At 46.2% G+C, this 19,625-nt stretch carries 20 protein-coding genes; 19 read left to right on the top strand and 1 reads right to left on the bottom strand.

Going from position 1 to position 19,625, the window contains the following annotated elements:
* Window positions 1-25 precede the first annotated feature (25 nt).
* The 19 genes from K401_RS0124905 to K401_RS0124815 all read left to right on the top strand — a co-directional run bounded on the left by K401_RS0124905 (window position 26) and on the right by K401_RS0124815 (window position 18,850).
* Window positions 26-595 carry a hypothetical protein gene (locus tag K401_RS0124905; RefSeq protein ID WP_024295498.1) on the top strand — a complete coding sequence of 190 codons (570 nt, stop codon included), beginning with the start codon at window positions 26-28 and terminating at the stop codon, window positions 593-595.
* 73 nt (window positions 596-668) lie between these two features.
* Window positions 669-1,631 carry an RluA family pseudouridine synthase gene (locus tag K401_RS0124900; RefSeq protein ID WP_024295497.1) on the top strand — a complete coding sequence of 321 codons (963 nt, stop codon included), beginning with the start codon at window positions 669-671 and terminating at the stop codon, window positions 1,629-1,631.
* Window positions 1,632-1,640: 9 nt separating this feature from the next.
* Window positions 1,641-2,174 carry a Holliday junction resolvase RecU gene (locus K401_RS0124895; RefSeq protein WP_024295496.1) on the top strand — a complete coding sequence of 178 codons (534 nt, stop codon included), beginning with the start codon at window positions 1,641-1,643 and terminating at the stop codon, window positions 2,172-2,174.
* A 156-nt stretch (window positions 2,175-2,330) separates the two neighbouring features.
* Complete coding sequence (hisZ, locus tag K401_RS0124890) at window positions 2,331-3,593, top strand: ATP phosphoribosyltransferase regulatory subunit (protein WP_024295495.1); 1,263 nt, start codon at window positions 2,331-2,333, stop codon at window positions 3,591-3,593.
* Window positions 3,594-3,605: 12 nt separating this feature from the next.
* Window positions 3,606-4,256, top strand: a complete 651-nt coding sequence (gene hisG / locus K401_RS0124885) for an ATP phosphoribosyltransferase (RefSeq protein WP_024295494.1) — start codon at window positions 3,606-3,608, stop codon at window positions 4,254-4,256.
* Window positions 4,253-5,548, top strand: coding sequence for a histidinol dehydrogenase (gene hisD / locus K401_RS0124880; RefSeq protein WP_024295493.1), 1,296 nt, complete (start codon window positions 4,253-4,255; stop codon window positions 5,546-5,548). The genes hisG and hisD overlap by 4 nt, the downstream gene beginning before the upstream one ends.
* Window positions 5,549-5,754: 206 nt before the next feature.
* A complete protein-coding gene (gene hisB / locus K401_RS0124875) occupies window positions 5,755-6,342 on the top strand; it encodes an imidazoleglycerol-phosphate dehydratase HisB (RefSeq protein WP_024295492.1) in 588 nt (195 codons plus the stop codon).
* A gap of 13 nt (window positions 6,343-6,355) precedes the next feature.
* Complete coding sequence (gene hisA / locus K401_RS0124870; RefSeq protein ID WP_024295491.1) at window positions 6,356-7,096, top strand: 1-(5-phosphoribosyl)-5-[(5-phosphoribosylamino)methylideneamino]imidazole-4-carboxamide isomerase; 741 nt, start codon at window positions 6,356-6,358, stop codon at window positions 7,094-7,096.
* The gene (gene hisIE / locus K401_RS0124865; protein WP_024295490.1) at window positions 7,096-8,385 is read left to right on the top strand and encodes a bifunctional phosphoribosyl-AMP cyclohydrolase/phosphoribosyl-ATP diphosphatase HisIE; all 1,290 of its coding nucleotides are present in this window, start codon (window positions 7,096-7,098) and stop codon (window positions 8,383-8,385) included. Before hisA ends, hisIE begins: the two co-directional genes overlap by 1 nt.
* A 118-nt stretch (window positions 8,386-8,503) precedes the next feature.
* Window positions 8,504-10,006, top strand: coding sequence for a hypothetical protein (locus K401_RS0124860; protein ID WP_024295489.1), 1,503 nt, complete (start codon window positions 8,504-8,506; stop codon window positions 10,004-10,006).
* A 27-nt stretch (window positions 10,007-10,033) separates the two neighbouring features.
* Entirely contained in the window at window positions 10,034-11,263 is a 1,230-nt protein-coding gene (gene pepT / locus K401_RS0124855) for a peptidase T (protein ID WP_024295488.1), read from the top strand.
* 282 nt (window positions 11,264-11,545) lie between these two features.
* A complete protein-coding gene (locus tag K401_RS0124850; protein ID WP_024295487.1) occupies window positions 11,546-12,016 on the top strand; it encodes a PTS sugar transporter subunit IIA in 471 nt (156 codons plus the stop codon).
* A gap of 33 nt (window positions 12,017-12,049) precedes the next feature.
* Window positions 12,050-12,349 (top strand): PTS sugar transporter subunit IIB, encoded by a 300-nt coding sequence (locus K401_RS0124845; protein WP_024295486.1) that lies wholly within the window; start codon window positions 12,050-12,052, stop codon window positions 12,347-12,349.
* A 20-nt stretch (window positions 12,350-12,369) separates the two neighbouring features.
* Window positions 12,370-13,722: a PTS galactitol transporter subunit IIC gene (locus K401_RS0124840; protein ID WP_024295485.1), complete on the top strand. Its 1,353-nt coding sequence runs from the start codon at window positions 12,370-12,372 to the stop codon at window positions 13,720-13,722.
* An 18-nt stretch (window positions 13,723-13,740) separates the two neighbouring features.
* The gene (locus K401_RS0124835) at window positions 13,741-15,783 is read left to right on the top strand and encodes a BglG family transcription antiterminator (RefSeq protein WP_024295484.1); all 2,043 of its coding nucleotides are present in this window, start codon (window positions 13,741-13,743) and stop codon (window positions 15,781-15,783) included.
* A gap of 61 nt (window positions 15,784-15,844) precedes the next feature.
* Entirely contained in the window at window positions 15,845-16,516 is a 672-nt protein-coding gene (locus tag K401_RS0124830) for a class II aldolase/adducin family protein (RefSeq protein WP_024295483.1), read from the top strand.
* Between the two features lie 13 nt (window positions 16,517-16,529).
* Window positions 16,530-17,171, top strand: coding sequence for a histidine phosphatase family protein (locus K401_RS0124825; RefSeq protein WP_024295482.1), 642 nt, complete (start codon window positions 16,530-16,532; stop codon window positions 17,169-17,171).
* Between the two features lie 38 nt (window positions 17,172-17,209).
* Window positions 17,210-18,217, top strand: coding sequence for a dihydroxyacetone kinase subunit DhaK (locus tag K401_RS0124820; protein WP_024295481.1), 1,008 nt, complete (start codon window positions 17,210-17,212; stop codon window positions 18,215-18,217).
* A 12-nt stretch (window positions 18,218-18,229) separates the two neighbouring features.
* Entirely contained in the window at window positions 18,230-18,850 is a 621-nt protein-coding gene (locus K401_RS0124815) for a dihydroxyacetone kinase subunit L (protein WP_024295480.1), read from the top strand.
* 177 nt (window positions 18,851-19,027) lie between these two features.
* Here the strand turns inward: K401_RS0124815 and K401_RS0124810 are convergent, their stop codons facing one another.
* The gene (locus K401_RS0124810; protein ID WP_024295479.1) at window positions 19,028-19,567 is read right to left on the bottom strand and encodes a methylated-DNA--[protein]-cysteine S-methyltransferase; all 540 of its coding nucleotides are present in this window, start codon (window positions 19,565-19,567) and stop codon (window positions 19,028-19,030) included.
* Window positions 19,568-19,625: the final 58 nt, after the last annotated feature.

Raw genomic sequence — 19,625 nt, 5'->3', positions numbered from 1 at the left:
CAGGCAAAGGAAGAGGAATACGAAAGTGAAACGATACAGGAAGGGACAGTACGGTTATCGTAATTATCATAAAAAGGCAGAACTTGGAAAGATCCTTGCAGGGGCGGTCCTGATCCTGGCACAGCTTTTGGCCCGGGGGCTGGTTGATGGTTCATCCTGGAAAAACATCCTGACCATCACGGCGGTTCTTTCCGTGCTTCCGGTTGCTAATGGGGCTTCTCCCCTATTAGCAGCCTGGAGGTATAAAACCCTGCCGGAGGAGCTTTATATAAAAGCTTCTTCTTATGAAGGAAAAGTCAGACTGCTTTATGATCTGATCATCACCTCCAGGGATGCAGTCCTGCCGGTGGATGTGGCCGCGGTTCATCCTTCCGGCGTCTATGTTTACTGTACGGCCAAAAGAGTGGATAAAGAGAAGGCAGAATGTTTTTTTAAGGATATGTTTCTCAGCCATCAGCTGAAGCCGGAGGTAAGGCTCTTTTTGGATGAAAAGGCGTTTTTAAACTTCCTTTCCGGCTTAGGACCGGAAACAGAGTATAAGGATGACGGCAGCGTGGAGCGCGCCTCCTCCCTGTTAAAAAGCCTGTCCATGTAAGTGACAGGAAAGAAATACCCTTTGGGATTAGCCCTGCCAAAGTTCATGGCAATAATCACAGAAAGGACAGATCATGCAGTCTTTGATCGTATCACAAAATGAAGCAGGGCAGCGTTTGGATAAGCTGCTTTCCAAATATTTGAATCTTGCAGAAAAAAGCTTTCTGTATAAGATGATGAGAAAGAAAAATATCACCTTAAACGGAAAAAAGTGTGACGGTTCGGAAAAGCTTGTACAGGGAGATGAGGTCAAGCTTTTTCTTTCCGATGAAACCATTGGAAAATTTTCTCAGATAAAGCTTCCAGAGGTAAAGAAGGTATCTTTAAACATTATATATGAGGATGAGCACATTCTTCTGGTAAACAAGCCGGCAGGCATGCTCTCGCAGAAGGCCAGGGAATCGGATGAATCTCTGGTGGAATACATGATCGATTATCTGGTTTCAAGCGGCCAGTTATCCACAGAACAGCTAAGGAGCTTCCGGCCTTCTGTGTGCAACCGTCTGGACCGGAACACCAGCGGACTGGTGGTGGGAGGAAAGTCCTTGGCGGGCCTTCAGCTCATGTCTGCCTCCTTTAAGGACCGGAGCATTCACAAGTATTATCAGTGCGTGGTAAAGGGAAAGATTTCAGAAAGACAGGTGATCACAGGCTATCTGACAAAGTCAGAGGCTTCCAATCAGGTGACAGTTCATAAGCAGCAGGTACCAGGAAGTGTCCCTATTGTAACAGAATACGAACCGGTTCAATATCATGAAGGATATACGCTTTTAAGGATTACGCTGATCACAGGACGTACCCACCAGATCCGCGCCCATTTATCTTCCATCGGGCACCCCATTGCAGGAGATTATAAGTATGGGGACAGCAGGGTCAATGAAGAAGCAAAGAGGCTTTACCATATCCATTCCCAGCTTCTTCATTCTTACCAGGTGATTTTCCCGGAACTTCCGGAGCCTCTTTCCTATTTATCGGGACAAAGCTTTTTCGCGCCTCTGCCAAAAACCTTTTCAAAGATATGCAAGGATTGGAGGTAAGATAGAAAGATGGGAACCTGGAATACAAGAGGATTAAGAGGCTCTGCCTTAGAGGATTTGATCAACCGGAGCAATGAAAGCTACCGGGAAAAAGGCCTGGCTTTGATTCAGAAAATACCCACGCCCATCACGCCCATTTCCATTGATAAGGAAAGCCGCCATATTACACTGGCTTATTTTGACCAGAAGAGTACGGTGGACTATATTGGGGCCGTCCAGGGGATACCGATTTGCTTTGACGCAAAAGAATGTTCGGCGTGCACCTTTCCCCTTCAGAACATTCATCCTCATCAGGTAGCCTTTATGGAAGAATTTGAAAGTCAGGGAGGAATTGCCTTTATCATTTTATCCTATACCCAGAAGAATGAAATCTATTACCTGACCTTTGACCAGCTGAAACGGTTCTGGAAACGGATGGAGGATGGAGGACGTAAAAGCTTTACCTATGAGGAAGTTGATAAAGCCTGGAGAATCCGGAGCTTTCGGGATATTTTCGTTCATTATCTGGAACTGATCCAGAAAGATTTGGATAGAAGAGATTGACAAGAACCACTTTTTCCCCTATAATTGACTACACGTTATCGAATTATCACTTTACTATAAGAAAGTGGTAAAAAATGATGAGTCGTGAAAATAATTTTCTTCACTGCTTTTTTGACGGCTCACTGTGGATATGCGAAGCAGAAGACGGAGGTTGTTATGGCAAATAAACTGTTACATACACCGGACGGAGTCCGGGATATCTATGGAGTAGAGTGTACGAGAAAGGCTGCCCTGCAGGAGAAGATGCTGAAGGTTTTCCATTTGTGCGGTTATCAGGACATTGAAACTCCGACCTTTGAATTTTTTGATATTTTCAATGAATCCCGGGGAAGTGTCAAGGCAAAGGAGATGTTTAAGTTTTTTGACAGGGATAACCACACTCTGGTGCTGCGCCCGGATGAGACGCCTGCCATAGCCAGATGTGCGGCCAAGTATTTTCTGGACGAGGATATGCCCATCCGTCTTTGCTATATTGAGAGGACTTTTATAAATAATTCCAGCTATCAGGGCAGGCTGAAAGAATCCAGCCAGACTGGAGTGGAATTTATCGGCGATGATTCTGCGGATGCGGATGCAGAGGTTCTGGCCATGGTGATCGGGGCTTTAAAAGCAGCAGGTCTGACGGAATTTCAGGTGGAATTAGGGGAAGTGGATTTCTTCAAAGGGCTGATAGAAGAGGCCGGCATGGATGAGGAAATGGAAGAAGCTTTAAGGGAGCTTATTGAAAATAAGAATTATTTCGGCGTGGAAGAGCTGGTCATGGCACAGCCCATTTCCAAGGAGCTAAAGCAGGTGTTTTTAAAGCTCCCGGAGCTGTTCGGCTCTTTAGAACAGATTCAGGCGGCCAGGGAGCTGACCTCCAATCCAAGGGCCTTAAGGGCCCTCCGGCGTTTGGAGGAGGTATACCGGATCCTTGAACATTATGGGCTTTCTGATTATATTTCCTATGATCTTGGGATGCTGAGCCAATACCAGTATTATACCGGCATTATTTTCAAGGCTTACACCTATGGGACCGGGGATTATGTGGTAAATGGCGGCAGATATGATAAGCTTTTGGAGCAGTTTGGAAAGGATTCTCCTGCTGTTGGCTTTGGAATCTCTGTGGATGAGCTTTTGCTGGCTCTTTCCAGGCAGAAAATTGAGACAGAGGTTTCTGTGGTAAATACCATCATCCTTTATGAAAAGGAAGCCAGGGAAAATGCCATCCGCCTTTCTGATCATTTCCGGAGTTCCGGCATGGCAGTTCAGCTTCAGCGAAAGGATATATCCCGTTCCCTTGAAGAATATCAGGCCTATGCAAGGCGCAGGGAATTAAACAATCTGCTGTATTTGGACCACAGCGGTTTTTCTGTAAGGGTCATGAACCTTGTTCTGGACCGTACAGATGAGATACCGCTGGCGGAATATTTAAAATAATCGGGGGAACGTATGAGATATCTGACTTTTGCCCTTGCAAAGGGGCGGCTGGCAAAACAGTCACTTGAAATGTTTGAAAAAATCGGGATCACCTGTGAAGAGATGAAGGATAAGGATTCCCGGAAGCTGATCTTTACCAATGAGGAACTGGGCGTGCGGTTCTTCCTTGCAAAGGCCAGCGATGTGCCTACCTACGTGGAGTATGGGGCAGCCGACCTTGGAGTGGTGGGTAAAGACACCATTCTGGAGGAAGGAAGAAAGCTATATGAGGTCATGGATCTGGGGATAGGAAATTGCACCATGTGCGTTTGCGGCCCCCAGTCGGCGGTCGAGCTTTTAAAGCATCATGAAAGGATCCGCGTGGCCACCAAATATCCGGCCATTGCCAAGGACTATTTTTACAACAAAAAACACCAGACGGTTGAGATCATAAAGCTTAACGGTTCCATTGAGCTGGCGCCCATTGTAGGGCTTTCTGAGGTCATTGTGGACATTGTGGAAACGGGAACCACCCTGAAAGAAAACGGGCTTACGGTATTGGAGGAAATTACCCCCTTATCTGCCCGCATGGTGGTGAACCAGGTAAGTATGAAACGGGAGAACGAAAGGATCACAAAGCTGATCCATGATTTACGTATCCTGCTGCAGGAGGAGAACCGATGAGAATTGTAAAACTGGACGAAGCTTCCAAACAAAATATTCTTGCTGATCTGTTAAAAAGAGATCCCAATAATTATGAAACTTACGCGGATACGGTTCAGGAAATCGTGGAATCTGTAAAGCGGGATGGAGACAGGGCGGTATTTGCCTATACAAAGAAATTTGATAAAGCGGAGATCAATGGGGAAAACCTTAAGGTGACTGAAAAGGAAATTGAGGAGGCCATGAAGGAAGTGGATCCAAAGCTCATGGAGATCCTTCAGAAGTCCATGAAAAACATCCGACGGTTTCACGAAAAGCAGAGACAGTACAGCTGGTTTGACAGTAAGCCTGACGGCACCATCCTGGGCCAGAAGATCACGCCTTTAGAAAGCGTAGGCGTTTATGTTCCGGGGGGAAAGGCGGCATACCCGTCGTCGGTCCTTATGAACATCATTCCGGCAGAGGTGGCCGGAGTGAACCGCATTGCCATGGTAACCCCTCCGGGAAAGGATGGGAAGGTCAATCCGGTCACTTTAACGGCAGCCCATCTGGCGGGTGTTACCGAGGTCTATAAGGTGGGAGGAGCCCAGGCGGTGGCTGCCCTTGCCTTTGGAACAGAATCCATCCCAAAGGTCAACAAAATCGTAGGGCCTGGAAATATTTTTGTGGCTCTGGCAAAAAAGGCGGTTTACGGCCATGTGAGCATTGACAGCATTGCCGGGCCAAGCGAGATCCTGGTGCTTGCAGATGAAAGCGCCAATCCCCGTTTTGTGGCGGCGGATCTATTGTCCCAGGCAGAGCATGATGAACTGGCATCCGCCATATTAGTTACAACCAGCATGGAACTGGCTGAACGAGTGTCAGAAGAAGTGGAACAGTTTACCAGAGAACTGTCACGGACAGAGATCATTGAGAAATCCCTGGAAAATTATGGCTATATTCTGGTGGCGGACACCATGAAAGAAGCTGTTGCAGCAGTCAATGAGATCGCTCCTGAGCATTTGGAGATCATCACCAGGAATCCTTTTGAGGACATGACCAGGATCCAGAATGCAGGCGCCATATTTATCGGAGAATACAGCTCAGAGCCTTTGGGAGATTATTTTGCAGGACCAAATCACGTGCTTCCGACCAATGGAACGGCTAAATTTTTCTCAGCCTTAAGCACAGATGATTTCATAAAGAAATCCAGCATCATTTACTACTCAAAGGAAGCCCTGGAAGCGATCCATGAGGATATTGAAGCCTTTGCTGAAGCAGAGCATCTGACCGCCCATGCCAATTCTATAAAAGTGCGGTTCTTTCCACGATAGCGATGAGCAGTGCGGAATAGGACGTGATAAGATTTTCGTTGTGCTTGCACATAAGAAAATCTTATCATGGCCTATTCCATAGGGCGAATGCCCGTGAGCTCGTAAAACCTGCGGTTTTACGAGCTCCACTGCGGACTTATTTACTTATTTAGCACTGCGGACTTATTTACTTATCCAACAATAAAGCAATGAAAGAAGGATAAAAAATGGAACGAATTGCAGATATTTCCCGGGTAACCCATGAGACAGATATCCAGTTAAAGCTTGACTTAGACGGCACCGGAAAGGCTGAAATCCACACTGGGATCGGTTTTTTCGACCACATGTTAAACAGCTTTGCACGCCACGGTCTTTTTGACCTGAACTTATCAGTAAAGGGAGATCTTGAAGTGGACACCCACCACACCATTGAAGACACGGGCATTGTCCTTGGAACTGCCATCAAACAGGCTCTTGGAAATAAAGCCTCTATTAAGCGCTACGGCAGCATGATCCTTCCCATGGATGAGACCCTGATCCTCTGCGCCGTTGATTTATCAGGCAGGCCATATCTGAGCTATGATGTTTTGCTCACTGCGGAACGGGTGGGGGATTTTGAGACAGAAATGGTGAAGGAATTTTTCTATGCCGTTTCCTATGCCTCAGAAATGAACCTGCATATCAGAAAACTGGCAGGAGAGAACAATCATCATATCATCGAAGGGACTTTCAAAGCCTTTGCAAAGGCCTTAGATGAGGCGACCTCACCTGACCAGAGGATCACAGGGGTGCTGTCCACAAAGGGAACATTATAAAGGAGAATCATATATGCAGCTTTATCCAGCAATTGACTTAAAAAACGGGCAGTGCGTCCGTTTGAAACAGGGAGAATTTAAGGAGATCACCGTTTATTCTGACAAACCGGAGGAGGTAGCTGCCCTCTGGCAGTCTCAGGGTGCCACATTTCTTCATCTGGTGGATTTAGACGGAGCTTTGGCAGGCCGCTCAGTGAATGATGAGGTGATCAAAAAAATAGTGGATACAGTATCCATACCCATTGAAATAGGCGGCGGCATTCGAAGCGAAGAGGCCATTGAATCCATGCTCTCCCTGGGAGTGGCAAGGGTAATCATTGGAACAAAGGCAGCAGAGAATCCGGAATTTATCCGGGATATGGTGAAAAGGTTCGGCCAGGAACGGATCGTGGCAGGGGTTGACGCCAAGGACGGAATGGTGGCTGTGGAAGGCTGGGAAAAGATCAGCGGAATTTCCGCATCAGAGCTTTGCAGCCGGATGAAAGAGTACGGAGTCCGCCATGTGGTGTATACGGACATATCCAGGGATGGGATGCTGACCGGTCCCAATGTGGAATATACGAAAAAATTGACAGAAGAAACAGGAATGGACATCATTGCCTCCGGGGGAATGTCTTCCATGGAGGATTTAAGGCAGCTTTACCAGGCGGGTGTTCATGGCGCAATTATCGGGAAGGCGCTGTATGAAAAGCGGATCGATTTAAAAGAAGCTATTGAAGCCTTTGAAAAACAGGGCCGTCAGGGGAGGATATGATGATGGAGTATAAAAAGCTGATTGCGGGTTTTGGAATCCGGGAAGGAAAGGCCGTCAGGCTTGAAGACGGTCAGATGTGCTATGGGGAAGATCTTTTGTCCCTTGCCTGTTTTTATGGGGACAGCGGAGCCGATGAGCTTTTCCTCCACGATTTGTCGGAATCGGAGGAGGATCATGAGCGGACCATCGGCCTGATGAAGGAAATTGCCAGACTGTCTGATATTCCTGTGATTTTAGGGGGAAGAGTAAAACGGCTGGAGGATGTGAAGAAATATCTTTACGCAGGAGCAAAGGCAGCGTTTCTCGACGTAAGCCTGGATGAAAATGTGGATATGATGAAAGAGGCGGCTGACCGGTTCGGAGACGATAAGATTTATGCTTATCTTCCGGACTGTTCGTATTTGGAGCGGACCAAAGAATATGCCCAGCTGGGAGCCTCTGTCATGATTCTGGGAGATCCGGAAATCACGGAGGAAAAGCTTCAGGCCGTTTCAGATTGTGAGGAGGCCTTTCTGGTCACCGGCTGCGGGGAAGATGCGGCCCTCTTTGCCTTTGCCCTTGTGATAGAAAACGTGGAGGGCCTGGTGGGAAGCTTTGACGGAGAGGTGAACTGCATGGATCTAAAGCAGGAACTGAAATCCCTGGGGATCGGGGTGGATACCTTTGAAAGTCCGGTAAGTTTCCGGCAGTTTAAGCTGAATGAGGATGGTCTGATCCCGGTGATCACCCAGGATTACAGGACAGGGGAAGTGCTTATGCTGGCCTATATGAACGAAGAGGCGTTTTATGAAACTTTAAAAACCGGCTGCATGACCTATTACAGCAGAAGCCGCCGCAGCCTTTGGCGAAAAGGGGAGACCTCCGGCCATTACCAGTATGTAAAGTCCCTGTCCTTAGATTGCGACAATGATACACTTCTTGCCAAGGTGAACCAGATCGGGGCCGCCTGCCATACAGGGGCGAGAAGCTGCTTTTATCAGAATCTGGTGAAAAAGGAATATCAGGAGAGCAATCCCTTAAAGGTGTTTGAAGAGGTATTTAAAGTAATTCTTGACAGAAAGACCAATCCAAAGGAAGGCTCCTATACAAATTACCTGTTTGACAAAGGCCTTGACAAGATATTGAAAAAGCTGGGAGAAGAGTCCACGGAAATTGTAATAGCAGCCAAGAATCCAAATCCAGAGGAAGTGAAATACGAGATTTCAGATTTCCTATATCATATGATGGTGCTGATGGCTTACAAAGGCCTGTCCTGGGAAGATATTACCAGGGAATTATCTAACCGTTGATCCTTATAAAACGCTGGGAAGCTGATGTCTTTCCAGCGTCTTTTGGTACCTGCAGCAATGGACAGCCTGACCGCCCTATGGTATAATTAGGAAATTGAGACAAAAGGAGGCCATGAGTATGAAAACACAGATGTCCCGGAGGATGAAACGAATGACACAGCTTTACCGCTGGGTGATACCGGTGGTTCTCCTGTATATCATTGCTCTTTCCTTTTTTCTGGCTGGAATGGGAATGAAGCTTTTGGGAAACACGGAACTTAAGGAAGAACCGGCGGAGTTTCATGTGTATGACGGGGCGGATATTTACAGCAGCTTAAAGGCTCAGATGATGACTCTGGAGTTTGCGTCGGATTTTAAGGAGACGAATCATTATTACTTTGCTTATGACGAAGAGCTTTTGCCCTTTATTGTACAGGTTCATGGTGATCTGTCTGAAGAGTATTTAAGGATCCAGTCCTATTTGTATGATGAGTCCGAGGTAGCGCCGGAGCCGGCTGCATTTTATGGCATGTCTGCGCCCATTGAGGAAGATATCCGGAAGTATGCCATAGAAAGCTACAATGATATGTGGGGCCAGGAACTTGTGACAGAGGCTAATTTTTCGGACTATTTCGGAGAATACTATCTGGATACCACAAGAAAACCGGTATCCAATGCCTGGAAAACAATTTCTGTCATTTTTCTGTATGCATTTACGGCTGCGCTGGCCGGAACCCTGATTCTGGTATGGAACCTTAACAGCCGGAGATTAAAGAGGAGCCGCACCACATTAAAAGCTTGGCCGGAAGAAAGGCTGCTTCAGCTGGACGAACAGCTGGCTGGAGCTCTTTCCCTTGTTTATGGAAAAAAGCTGCTTTATCTGACAGAGGATTATATGGTTACTGACGGGGAAGGGTTTGATATCATCCCGTACAAGGCCGTTGACAGGATTTACGATACCTCCACCGTAACAGAAAAAAGGCTTTCGGCTGAAACAAAGGATGGGGAACACCATACCCTTGCCTTTATAAAAAGAGGAGGGCACATAAAGGAAGCAGCGTTCCAGGAGCTGATCAACCAGGTGAAAAAGAAAATAGCGGATAAAAAAGAGGAATTTCCGGAAGATCTCCTGCCAGATAGATATCCCCTTGGCCCGGAACATGGGGAGCCGGAAGCAGCCCTTCAAATATCTGCCTCTCTTGAACTGAATCCGTCTAATCCCTTCCTTGGAGTGATCGGCGCACTGTTTGCCTCGCTTTTGGGAGTTGGGTTGTGGGTGCTCATCGGACAGGTGGGGTTTGTCGCCGGGATAGCAGGATTTGTAATGCTGAAGCTGGCTTTAAGCGGTTATGAGAAGCTTGGAGGTTCACTGGACAAAAAGGGAGCCGTCATTTGTCTTGTAATAACAGCGGGAATGATAGCAGGGGCCAATCTTCTGGATTATGCAGTATCCATGGTAAGGGCATATTTTCAATATGAAGCCAGTTTTGAAACCCTGGTCTATATTTTCACAAACTTTGGAAGCCTGATGTCTGATATGGACATGTGGAACGGATTTTTCCTTGATCTGGCCATCGGTTACGGCTTGTCCATATGGTCCGCAGCAGGTGCCATCAAAGCCATTATTAATATGGAAAAATAAAATTTTAGAAAAAGAGGCGATTGAATCATGTCAGCAGTATTGAACAATTTTTTAAAGTATATATCCTTTGACACCCAGTCCAAAGAGGATATGGAGGCAGTTCCCAGTACAGAAAAGCAGAGAGTATTAGCAAGAGAACTGGCAGCCCAGCTTCACTCCATGAAGGCGGAAAACGTGATGGTGGATGACCACAGCTACGTTTATGCTACCATACCAGCTACCACAGAAAAGGCTGTACCTGTTCTTGGGTTTATCGCCCATATGGATACATCTCCGGCCTATTCAGGGGAAGGAGTGAAGCCGCAGATCGTGAAAAATTATGACGGCGGTGATATTCTGATGAATAAGGAAACCGGCCTGGTTATGAAACCCTGCGATTTCCCGGACCTTTTAAATTACAAGGGGCAGGATATTATTACAACCGACGGAACTACTCTGCTTGGTGCAGATGACAAAGCAGGAGTTGCCGAGATCATGGCTATGGCGGAATATCTCCTGTCCCACCGGTCGATCCCCCACGGAACCATCCGCATTGGCTTTACACCGGATGAAGAAGTTGGAAGAGGGGCTGATTTCTTTGATGTAAAGGGTTTTGGTGCTGATGTGGCTTATACCGTAGACGGCGGCGGATTGGGAGAGCTGGAATATGAGAATTTCAACGCAGCTTCTGCAAGAGTCATTGTGCACGGCTCCAGCATCCATCCAGGGTCTTCCAAAGGAAGGATGAGAAATGCCCTGCTCATGGCCATGGAGTTCCACAATATGCTTCCAGCTGCGGAAAATCCTATGTTTACAGAAGGATATGAGGGATTTTATCATCTGGATCACATGAACGGAACCGTGGAGGAAGCCCGTATGGATTACATTATACGGGATCACAACAAAGATAAATTTGAAGCAAAAAAGGCATTTATGGAAAGGGTGGCGGAATATCTCAATAGCCGCTATTGTCCAGGAACCGTGGAGCTTACCTTAAAAGACAGCTACTATAACATGAAGGAAAAGATACAGCCTCACATGTACTTAATCGACATTGCAAAAGCCTCCATGGAAGAAATCGGAATAGAGCCAAAAGTGACCCCTATCCGGGGAGGCACAGATGGAGCCCGTTTGTCTTATGAAGGTCTTCCCTGTCCGAACCTGTGTACAGGAGGTTATAATTTTCATGGAAAATATGAGTTCATCCCTGTTCAGTCCATGGAAAAGGTGGTGGAACTCCTCCTTAAGATCGTAGAGAAATTTACGGAAAGAGAATAACAGAGATCAATGGTACCCTGCAGGTAAGACACATAAAGATGTGTCTTACCTGCAGGGTATTTTTATGTGCTTTCGCCTGTTTTGCATGGTTGGGTTTCTCTTTAGAAAAGTAACTCCCACGTTGCAGGTACTTTGCTTTCATGAGTCCAATTTTGCGCAATGGTAAAATTGATAATTGTACACAATGGTTGTGGATATGGGAATAGCCCAATGGTATAATTTGCACATAACAAATTGCTTTGACAATTACCGGTAAAAGATAAGCATAGAAGGAGGTTACATTTGAAAAAGGATATGTTATTTCGGGAACTGGTTCAGCTGGACTGGGAAGCGGCGGATCAGACCGAAGTCTTTGAACGGATGGCAGACATTCTGTTTAAAAACGGGTTTGTAAAAGACACTTATCTGGAGTCACTAATGGCAAGGGAGGAAAGTTATCCCACAGCACTTCCCATTAAGCCTTACCCGGTCGCTATCCCTCATACGGATACCAGCCATATCCTACGGCCGTTTATCGCTCCTATCCGGCTGAAGAAGGCTGTTGAGTGGAGGGAAATGGCCAATAATGATGAAATCCATCAGGTCCGGTTCATTTTTATGCTGGGATTTTTAAAATCAGAGGAGCACATTGATTTACTTCAGATATTGGTGGAGAACTTTCAGGACGAGGAATTGATGGAGCGTTTGAATCATGCCGGGACAGCGGATGAATATTTTGAAGCGGTCAGCGGCATCAAGGGTATGGAATCATAAACAGCCGTAAGAAAATCGGAGGAGGTTTTGACTATGGGAATCAGAGTTATTGTGGCCTGCGGAAGCGGTGTGGCTACCTCACAGACAGTGGCAAGCAAGGTAAACAGAATGTTAAAGGAAAAGAAGGTGGATGCTTTGGTGGAGGCGGTAGATTTAAAGTCCGTTGACCGCTATATGGACGGCAGCGCGGCCTATATCACCATTGTAAAGAATGCCAAGGAATATCCCATTCCAGTGATCAATGGGATCGCATTTCTGACAGGTATTGGGAAAGACCAGGAATTTGATAAACTGCTGAAGGCAATCGAAAACTACAAAAAGAAAAGTCTATAAAAATAAGGAGGTAAATGAGAATGCAGATGTTAGCGAATACGGTTAATTTCTTTCTGGGGCTTGGGGCGGCTGTGTTTGTGCCGGTTATCATTATTATCGCCGGTTTGATTGTTAAGATGAAAGTAAAAGACGCTGTTTCATCAGGCATTACCCTTGGTGTGGCTTTCTCCGGAATGAGCATGCTGATCAACTATATGACCGGAGTGATCACACCGGCGGCAACCGCCATGTTAAAGTTTTCCGGCATTGATCTTCCCATTACCGATGGGGGCTGGACCACCATGTCAACCATATCCTGGTCCTGGCCTTATGCTTTTTTAATGTTTCCCCTGGTGATTGTGATCAATATTATCATGCTGGCAATGAAAAAGACGGATACCTTTAATGCGGATTTATGGAATGTATGGGGGAAAATTTTTACGGCAGTTGCAGTATATTACATAACCCGCAATGTCATGGCAGCATTTGCGGTTGCGGCGGTTCAGGTGGTGTTTGAATTGAAATCCGCTGATTTCCATCAGCACCGCATTGAAAAGCTTTCCGGCATTCCGGGAGTTACATGTACCCATAAGATGGTTTTTCTTGCGGCTCCTATGTATATTGTGGACTGTATACTGCGAAAGATCCCAGGCTTGAATAAATCCTTTAATGCAGAGGACTTAAAGGAGAAGCTGGGTATTTTTGCGGAAAATCACATTTTAGGCTTTCTTTTGGGAATCATTTTCGGATTTTTGGCAAGATATGACCTGGCAGGAATACTGACCCTTGGAATACAATGTGCCACCGCTTTGACCCTGTTCCCAGTAATTTCCAAATATTTCATGCAGGCCCTGGAGCCTATTTCCAATGCTGTTTCAGAATTCATGCAGGGTAAATTTGCGGACAGAGAAATGTATGTCGGACTGGACTGGCCGTTCCTTGGAGGTGCAAATGAAATATGGCTGGCCGTTATCTGGACAGTGCCTGTGACGCTGATTATGTCCTTTATCCTTCCCGGAAATAAGATCCTGCCCTTTGCCGGCATTATTAATATTGCAATTGCAGTGCCCGCGTACCTTGTATGCAGGGGAAACATCCTAAGGATGCTTATCCAATGTACCATTTTTACGCCTGTATTCTTGTGGGTCGGAACTGCATTTGCTCCCTTTATGACAGAACTGGCCAACACCACAAAGGCTGTGGAGCTTGCTTCCGGACAGATGATTTCCAACTCAAGCATTGACGGCCCTATATTTACTTATGCATTTTCACACGCAGTAAAGGCGCTGCAGGGAGAGTTTCTTCCTCTGATCATTCTGGTTCTGTGGATCGTATGCTTTGTTCTTTATTCAAAAAGCCTGATTCAGGAAAAAAAGGAAGATATATCCGCCTGATTCCTTAGGAGGCAAATCATGAAAATCGGCCAACGAAATTGCTTGATTTTGAAAGAAATTGTTAATCATAGTGCGTCTGTCACCGGAAAGGATCTGGAGGCAAAGCTGCATCTTTCCAGAAAACAACTGGAGTATGGAATTACTAGAATTAATGAATATCTGGAGGAACAGCAGCTGCCGATTCTGGAACGGGTAAACAATGGGAGGATCCTCATCCCAAATGAAGTGATTGAGCAGCTGGATTTCAACCGGCTGGAACAGGAAAATCAGGATGTCTGGCTGTCCAAGGAAGAGCGGGAGGATATTATTCAGCTGATGCTGCTGACAAAGCAGCAGGAACTGTCGCTGCAGCATTTTATTGCCGAATTAAAGGCCAGTAAAAATACGGTGCTGGCAGATTTAAAGCGATTAAAAGATGAAATGCCTGGTTCCAGCCTCCAGCTTACCTACAGCAGGGAAAAGGGGTATAGGCTGGAAGGCAGGGAATATGACCTAAGGCAGCGGCTGTTCCTTATACTGCGAAATATTTTGTCCGGAAGAGGGCGGCAGGCCATGGTTTTCCGGATGGGAAAAATCACCGCAAAGCAGGTAGAGCAAATGAGGAATATGACGGAAACCATCGAAGGGGAATTAAAAACCCGCTTTACCGATGAAATGTTCGAGGTGAACCGGTGCTTTTTTATCCTGGTTCTCAGGCGGATCCGGGACGGCCTGGTTTTAGACACGGTTCCGGAAACCTTCCGTCATATGGCAGGAACAAAGGAATATATGGTGATCAAATCCTGCCTGTCTGCCGAGGGTGTGAACAGTATTTATGAGACCATGTATTTTACCGCCCATATCCAGAGCATGAGAATTAACTCCCATTTAGAGGCTGTTGCAGGGCAGGAAGAGGTTTACCATGCTGTGGAGGAGACGATCAGCAATTTTGAGCGGATCGCCTGTATTTGCTTTGAAAATAAAGATGATACCTTCCATCTGCTGATGAACCACAGCCTTCCTGCCCTGTACCGTATCAGATATAATTTTCACATAGGTCCAGATATTTCAGAATATGTACTTCCTGCCTACCAGGAAGTACATGACATGGTGAAAAAGTCTGTGGCACCACTGGAGAAACTGATCGGAATGTCTTTTCCGGAAAGCGAGCTGGTTTATATCACCCTGATTTTTATTGCCCAGACCAGCAGAGAGGATGAGGAAGAGAAAACTGACAGACGCCCCCGTGCGGTGGTGGTGTGCCAGAACGGTGTTACCGTATCCCATTTTCTCCTGACCTCCTTAAAACGGACCTTTCCGGAAATCGACTTTTTAAACTATATGTCGGCGCGTCAATTTGATCACTATGGGGAAGAATTTGACCTGGTGTTTACAACGGCACCCTTAAAAACGTCAAAGAAGCAATTTGTGATCGAACCGCTGATGGACAAAGAAAGAAGAAAAAAACTTCGTAAAAATGTGTTTGAGAGTCTGAAAAATTCAGGAGAAATCTTTCCCCAGGTAGAAACCATACTTCAAATTATCAAGAAACACACAAATGAAAGCGTATTTCAGAAGCTCCGGATGGAAATTGACTCGTATATGGTACAGTCCGATCAGGGAGCAGGAGGAAAGATAGAAAAACGGAAACCGGAACTAAAGGAACTGCTGACAATCTCCAATATCCGGATCATTAAGGAAAGCATGGGCTGGAAAGAAGCCATAGAATTTGCAGCAGTGCCCCTGCTGTACAAAAATATCATCAAATACCAGTACGTTGAAACGATCATTTCCAATATCATCAAATACCGGCAGATTATGCTGATTGCAGAGCATGTTATGATCGCCCACGCGGGGATCGATGCAGGGGTATATGATGTGGGCTTCTCCATGCTTCTCCTGCCTCAGACCATTATGGTAAATGATTATATGGAGGTAAAGGTGATTTTTGTGTTGGCAACTCCGGATTATGAGAGCCATTTGGCAGCGTTAAACCAACTGATCAATATTTTAGAGGATGAAAAGAAGCTGGCAGCGATGAAAGAAGCTAAAACAGCAGATGAGATTCTGGAATTGCTGTAGCAGGCCATTATAAAGCCATTTCATTAAATCGGCAAAAACGAAGCAGAAAAGAGGAAAAAGAATGCTTGAAACATTAAAAAAGGATGTGTGTGAAATAGCAAAACGTGCGCAGAGAGATGGATTATGCAAGCATAAATCCGGAAACTTCAGCGCACGGGATCTGGAGACCGGTTATGTGGTAATCACCCCCACCAGTGTGGACAGGGAATTACTGACTCCCAGGGATATGGTTGTCATGGACTTAGATGCCAATGTCATTGAAAATCTGTCCGGCTTAAGACCCACCAGCGAGACCCTGATGCATCTGATGATCTACCGCCAGAGGCCGAAAGCAGCGGCAGTCGCCCATACACACTCTGCCTATGCCACTGCATTTGCCTTGTTAAATAAGCCTCTTCCGGCGGTTGTATATGAAGTGGCTAATTTAGGGCTGACAAAGGCTCGTGTCCCTGTGGCCCCTTATGGACGGCCCGGAACCACAGGACTGGCGGAGAGCGTCATTGAAAGCTGTTTAGAAGCGGACTGCTTTTTGCTGGAAAAGCATGGTGCTGTTGCAGTGGATGAACGTGATATTTACGAAGCATTTTTAAAGGCAGCTTATATAGAAGAGCTGGCAGAATTATATTATCTTGCATTGACGGCAGGCGGTGGAAAAGAGCCGGAGGGCTTTATGCCGGAGGAGCTGCAAAGATGGGAATATCCCAAAGAGATTTCATTTCCCAATGCAAAATAAGGAGGGCTCATCTTTGAAACTATATCTGATCCGGCATGGGCGGCAATGCGACAAACGGTGTAATGTGGATGTTTCCCTTTCGGAAGAAGGGATTCGTCAGGCCAGGCTTACCGGAAAACGAATGAAGGACTGGGGGATCGAAATGGTCTATTCCAGTGACATGCTTCGGGCAAAGGAAACCGCATACCATGCAAATCAATACTGGAATGTTCCCCATGAAATTATACCGGAATTCCGGGAGCTGTGCTTTGGTCAAATGGAAGGCCTGTCCGACGAAGAGATCCAGGAAACGTTTAAGGATTTTAAGGCAAGGCAGGATGAGATGAAGGTGGATATCCCCTATCCGGGTGGTGAATCAGCAACAGAGCTGGTTCATCGGGCAATGCCCCGGCTTATGGAGGTAGCAGAACATCATAAGGGGAGTGTTGCCATTGCAACCCATGGAGTATGGATCCGCGCAGTTCTATGCCATGTTCTCGGCATAGATATGGCAAGATGGAGGACCATTGGAGTCACCTTTGAGAATGGAAGCATTACGGAACTTCATTACCAAAAGAGTAAAAATAAGTTTACCTTGGAACGGTTTAATGATTATGCGCACCTGGATCCATATCCTGAGCTGCTTCGCGGTGCATGGGGAGTAGAGGAAAATTAGCTGGATTTCTGTCTCAACAATAGAAGGAGCTGGATTGTATGAAAAAGATGATTAACAGCGCGGATACATTTGTCCAGGATACCATGGAAGGTATTATCTGCGCATACGGTGATAAGTTAAAGCTGTTACATAATGATTTTCAGGTGCTGGTATCCAATTATCCCGCCAGCAAAGGAAAGGTGGGAGTGGTAACGGCCGGAGGAAGCGGCCATCTTCCGGTATTTTTAGGATATGTGGGAAAGGGATTGCTGGACGGCTGTGCGGTAGGGGAAGTATTCGCCTCCCCGGCGGCGGCTAAAATGGCCGATATGATCCGCGCCTGTGACAGGGGCAGCGGAGTGCTGTGCTTATATGGAAATTATAACGGCGACCGTTTTAATTTCACCATGGCCTGTGAGGAAGTGGAGTTTGATGACATTCAGACAAAAGCGGTGCTTGTAAAGGATGATGTTGCCAGCTCTCCAGCAGAAAATGCGGAGAAACGCAGGGGGGTTGCAGGCATGGTATATGCCTTTAAAATTGCGGGAGCCGCCGCGGATAAAATGATGAACCTTGAGGAAGTGGCAGCTGTAACTGCCAAAGCCCTGGACAACATCCGTTCCATGGGCGTTGCCTTATCTCCCTGCATCGTTCCAAAGGCAGGAAAGCCCACCTTTACCATTGCAGAGGATGAGATCGAGATCGGAATGGGAATCCATGGAGAAGCAGGCATTGAGGTAAGAAAAATGATGACTGCTGACGAGATTGCAGAAACCCTGGTAAATGTGATCATAAAGGATATGCCTTTAGAAGACGGGGAAGAAGTTTCTGTTTTGATCAACGGACTTGGGGGGACACCTTTAGAGGAGCAGTTCATTGTTTATAAAAAAGTATATCAGATGCTTAACGCTTTAGGAGTCAGGATAATAATGCCCCACATTGGAGAATATGCCACCTCTATGGAAATGGCCGGCCTTTCTATAACGATTTTCAAGCTGGATCAGGAATTAAAGGAATTGCTGCTGGCTCCGGCAGAATCTCCATTCTATACCAATTCAAATAAATAGGGGGACCATTGTATGGATCAAAGATCAATAAAGGGAATCATTGAGGCGATCAGCGGGGAAATGCTTGCAAACCGGGATTATTTGGTGGAACTGGACCAGGTAAACGGAGACGGGGATTTAGGGATTTCCATGGATGACGGCTACCGGGCAGTGGCAGAGTATTTAAAAACTGCTGAGGAAAAGGATCTTGGAAGGCTGATGATGGCATGCGGCAAGGTATTCAATGCCTCCGCCCCGTCTTCTCTGGGAACGATCACTTCCTTTGGCTTTATGGGAATGGCTAAGGCGCTGAGGGGAAAAGAAGTGGTGAGCTTTGAAGAAGCAGCAGGAGCAATGCTTATTGGAGTGGAAAACATCATGAAAAAGGCGGAATCAAAAGTGGGAGAAAAGACCATTCTGGATTCTCTGTATCCGGGAGTCCTTGCCCTGGTAAAGTATGCTTCTGATCCGAAGACAGCAGTAATGGAGGCAGTAAAAGCAGCAGCAGAAGGCTCAGAAGCAACAAAGCAGATGAGGGCAGTTCATGGACGTGCCGCATATTCGGCAGAGCGGAGCATCGGCATATTAGACGGTGGCTCTGTGGTGGGGAAGTTGATTTTTAAGGGGATTGCTGATTATTATGAGGCAAAGTAGTAAAAATTTATCTTGTAAAAAACTTAGGGATAATTTTAAGCCAAAAAAGAACCGGATTCTTTGACTAATGATCCGGTTCATAAGGCAGCAGATAGTTTTGTAAGCAAGAGCAGATACCTTATAAGGAAGTATCTGTTCTTGCTTTATTTATGGCAGCTTCAGGCTGACATAATGACATTAAAGTGCAGTCCCCTTTTTCGGTACAAACAGGAGAGAGGTATCCACACCCTCCAATTCGAGTAATTTTGTTTTTACTCCGATGCCCCCGGCGTATCCGGTCAAGCTGCCGTTTGACCCCACGACCCGGTGGCAGGGGATTATTATAGAAATAGGATTATGCCCGACAGCACCGCCTACCGCTTGACTGGACATACTCATCCTGTTCATCTTTACAGCCATTTTCTTTGCTATGTCTCCATAAGTAATAACTTTACCATATGGGATTTCACATAATATATTCCACACGCCCTGGCGGAATTCCCCGCCAATGGGACCTAGCGGCAATTCGGAAATCTCTGGCTTTTCTCCGGAAAAGTACCTGTCCAGCCATTTCTTTGCAGTATCAAACACCGGCATGTCATTTCTTTTCGTCATTTCTCCGGGTATCGTATTGCCATGATATTTTTGCCCTTCAATCCATAGGCCAAGAAGGTTGTCTCTGTCGCACGCCAGAGTCATCAGCCCTACAGGCGATTGGTAAAATGTAGAATAATACATAGTTATCTCTCCTAATATGTGTGAGTTCAATTGTGAGCACCAAAGGATGATAGTAGCG

The sequence above is a fragment of the Lacrimispora indolis DSM 755 genome (assembly GCF_000526995.1).
In the GTDB taxonomy this organism is placed as follows: Bacteria; Bacillota; Clostridia; order Lachnospirales; family Lachnospiraceae; genus Lacrimispora; species Lacrimispora indolis.
This window is presented reverse-complemented; position numbering and strand designations above follow the sequence as displayed.

What these genes read in the sequence shown, in the direction of transcription:
- K401_RS0124900 (WP_024295497.1), top strand. Translation starts at nt 669, where the DNA reads ATGCAGTCTTTGATCGTATCACAAAATGAAGCAGGGCAGCGTTTGGAT.
- K401_RS0124895 (WP_024295496.1), top strand. Translation starts at nt 1,641, where the DNA reads ATGGGAACCTGGAATACAAGAGGATTAAGAGGCTCTGCCTTAGAGGAT.
- hisZ (WP_024295495.1), top strand. Translation starts at nt 2,331, where the DNA reads ATGGCAAATAAACTGTTACATACACCGGACGGAGTCCGGGATATCTAT.
- hisG (WP_024295494.1), top strand. Translation starts at nt 3,606, where the DNA reads ATGAGATATCTGACTTTTGCCCTTGCAAAGGGGCGGCTGGCAAAACAG.
- hisD (WP_024295493.1), top strand. Translation starts at nt 4,253, where the DNA reads ATGAGAATTGTAAAACTGGACGAAGCTTCCAAACAAAATATTCTTGCT.
- hisB (WP_024295492.1), top strand. Translation starts at nt 5,755, where the DNA reads ATGGAACGAATTGCAGATATTTCCCGGGTAACCCATGAGACAGATATC.
- hisA (WP_024295491.1), top strand. Translation starts at nt 6,356, where the DNA reads ATGCAGCTTTATCCAGCAATTGACTTAAAAAACGGGCAGTGCGTCCGT.
- hisIE (WP_024295490.1), top strand. Translation starts at nt 7,096, where the DNA reads ATGATGGAGTATAAAAAGCTGATTGCGGGTTTTGGAATCCGGGAAGGA.
- K401_RS0124860 (WP_024295489.1), top strand. Translation starts at nt 8,504, where the DNA reads ATGAAAACACAGATGTCCCGGAGGATGAAACGAATGACACAGCTTTAC.
- pepT (WP_024295488.1), top strand. Translation starts at nt 10,034, where the DNA reads ATGTCAGCAGTATTGAACAATTTTTTAAAGTATATATCCTTTGACACC.
- K401_RS0124845 (WP_024295486.1), top strand. Translation starts at nt 12,050, where the DNA reads ATGGGAATCAGAGTTATTGTGGCCTGCGGAAGCGGTGTGGCTACCTCA.
- K401_RS0124840 (WP_024295485.1), top strand. Translation starts at nt 12,370, where the DNA reads ATGCAGATGTTAGCGAATACGGTTAATTTCTTTCTGGGGCTTGGGGCG.
- K401_RS0124835 (WP_024295484.1), top strand. Translation starts at nt 13,741, where the DNA reads ATGAAAATCGGCCAACGAAATTGCTTGATTTTGAAAGAAATTGTTAAT.
- K401_RS0124830 (WP_024295483.1), top strand. Translation starts at nt 15,845, where the DNA reads ATGCTTGAAACATTAAAAAAGGATGTGTGTGAAATAGCAAAACGTGCG.
- K401_RS0124820 (WP_024295481.1), top strand. Translation starts at nt 17,210, where the DNA reads ATGAAAAAGATGATTAACAGCGCGGATACATTTGTCCAGGATACCATG.
- K401_RS0124815 (WP_024295480.1), top strand. Translation starts at nt 18,230, where the DNA reads ATGGATCAAAGATCAATAAAGGGAATCATTGAGGCGATCAGCGGGGAA.
- K401_RS0124810 (WP_024295479.1), bottom strand. Translation starts at nt 19,567, where the DNA reads ATGTATTATTCTACATTTTACCAATCGCCTGTAGGGCTGATGACTCTG.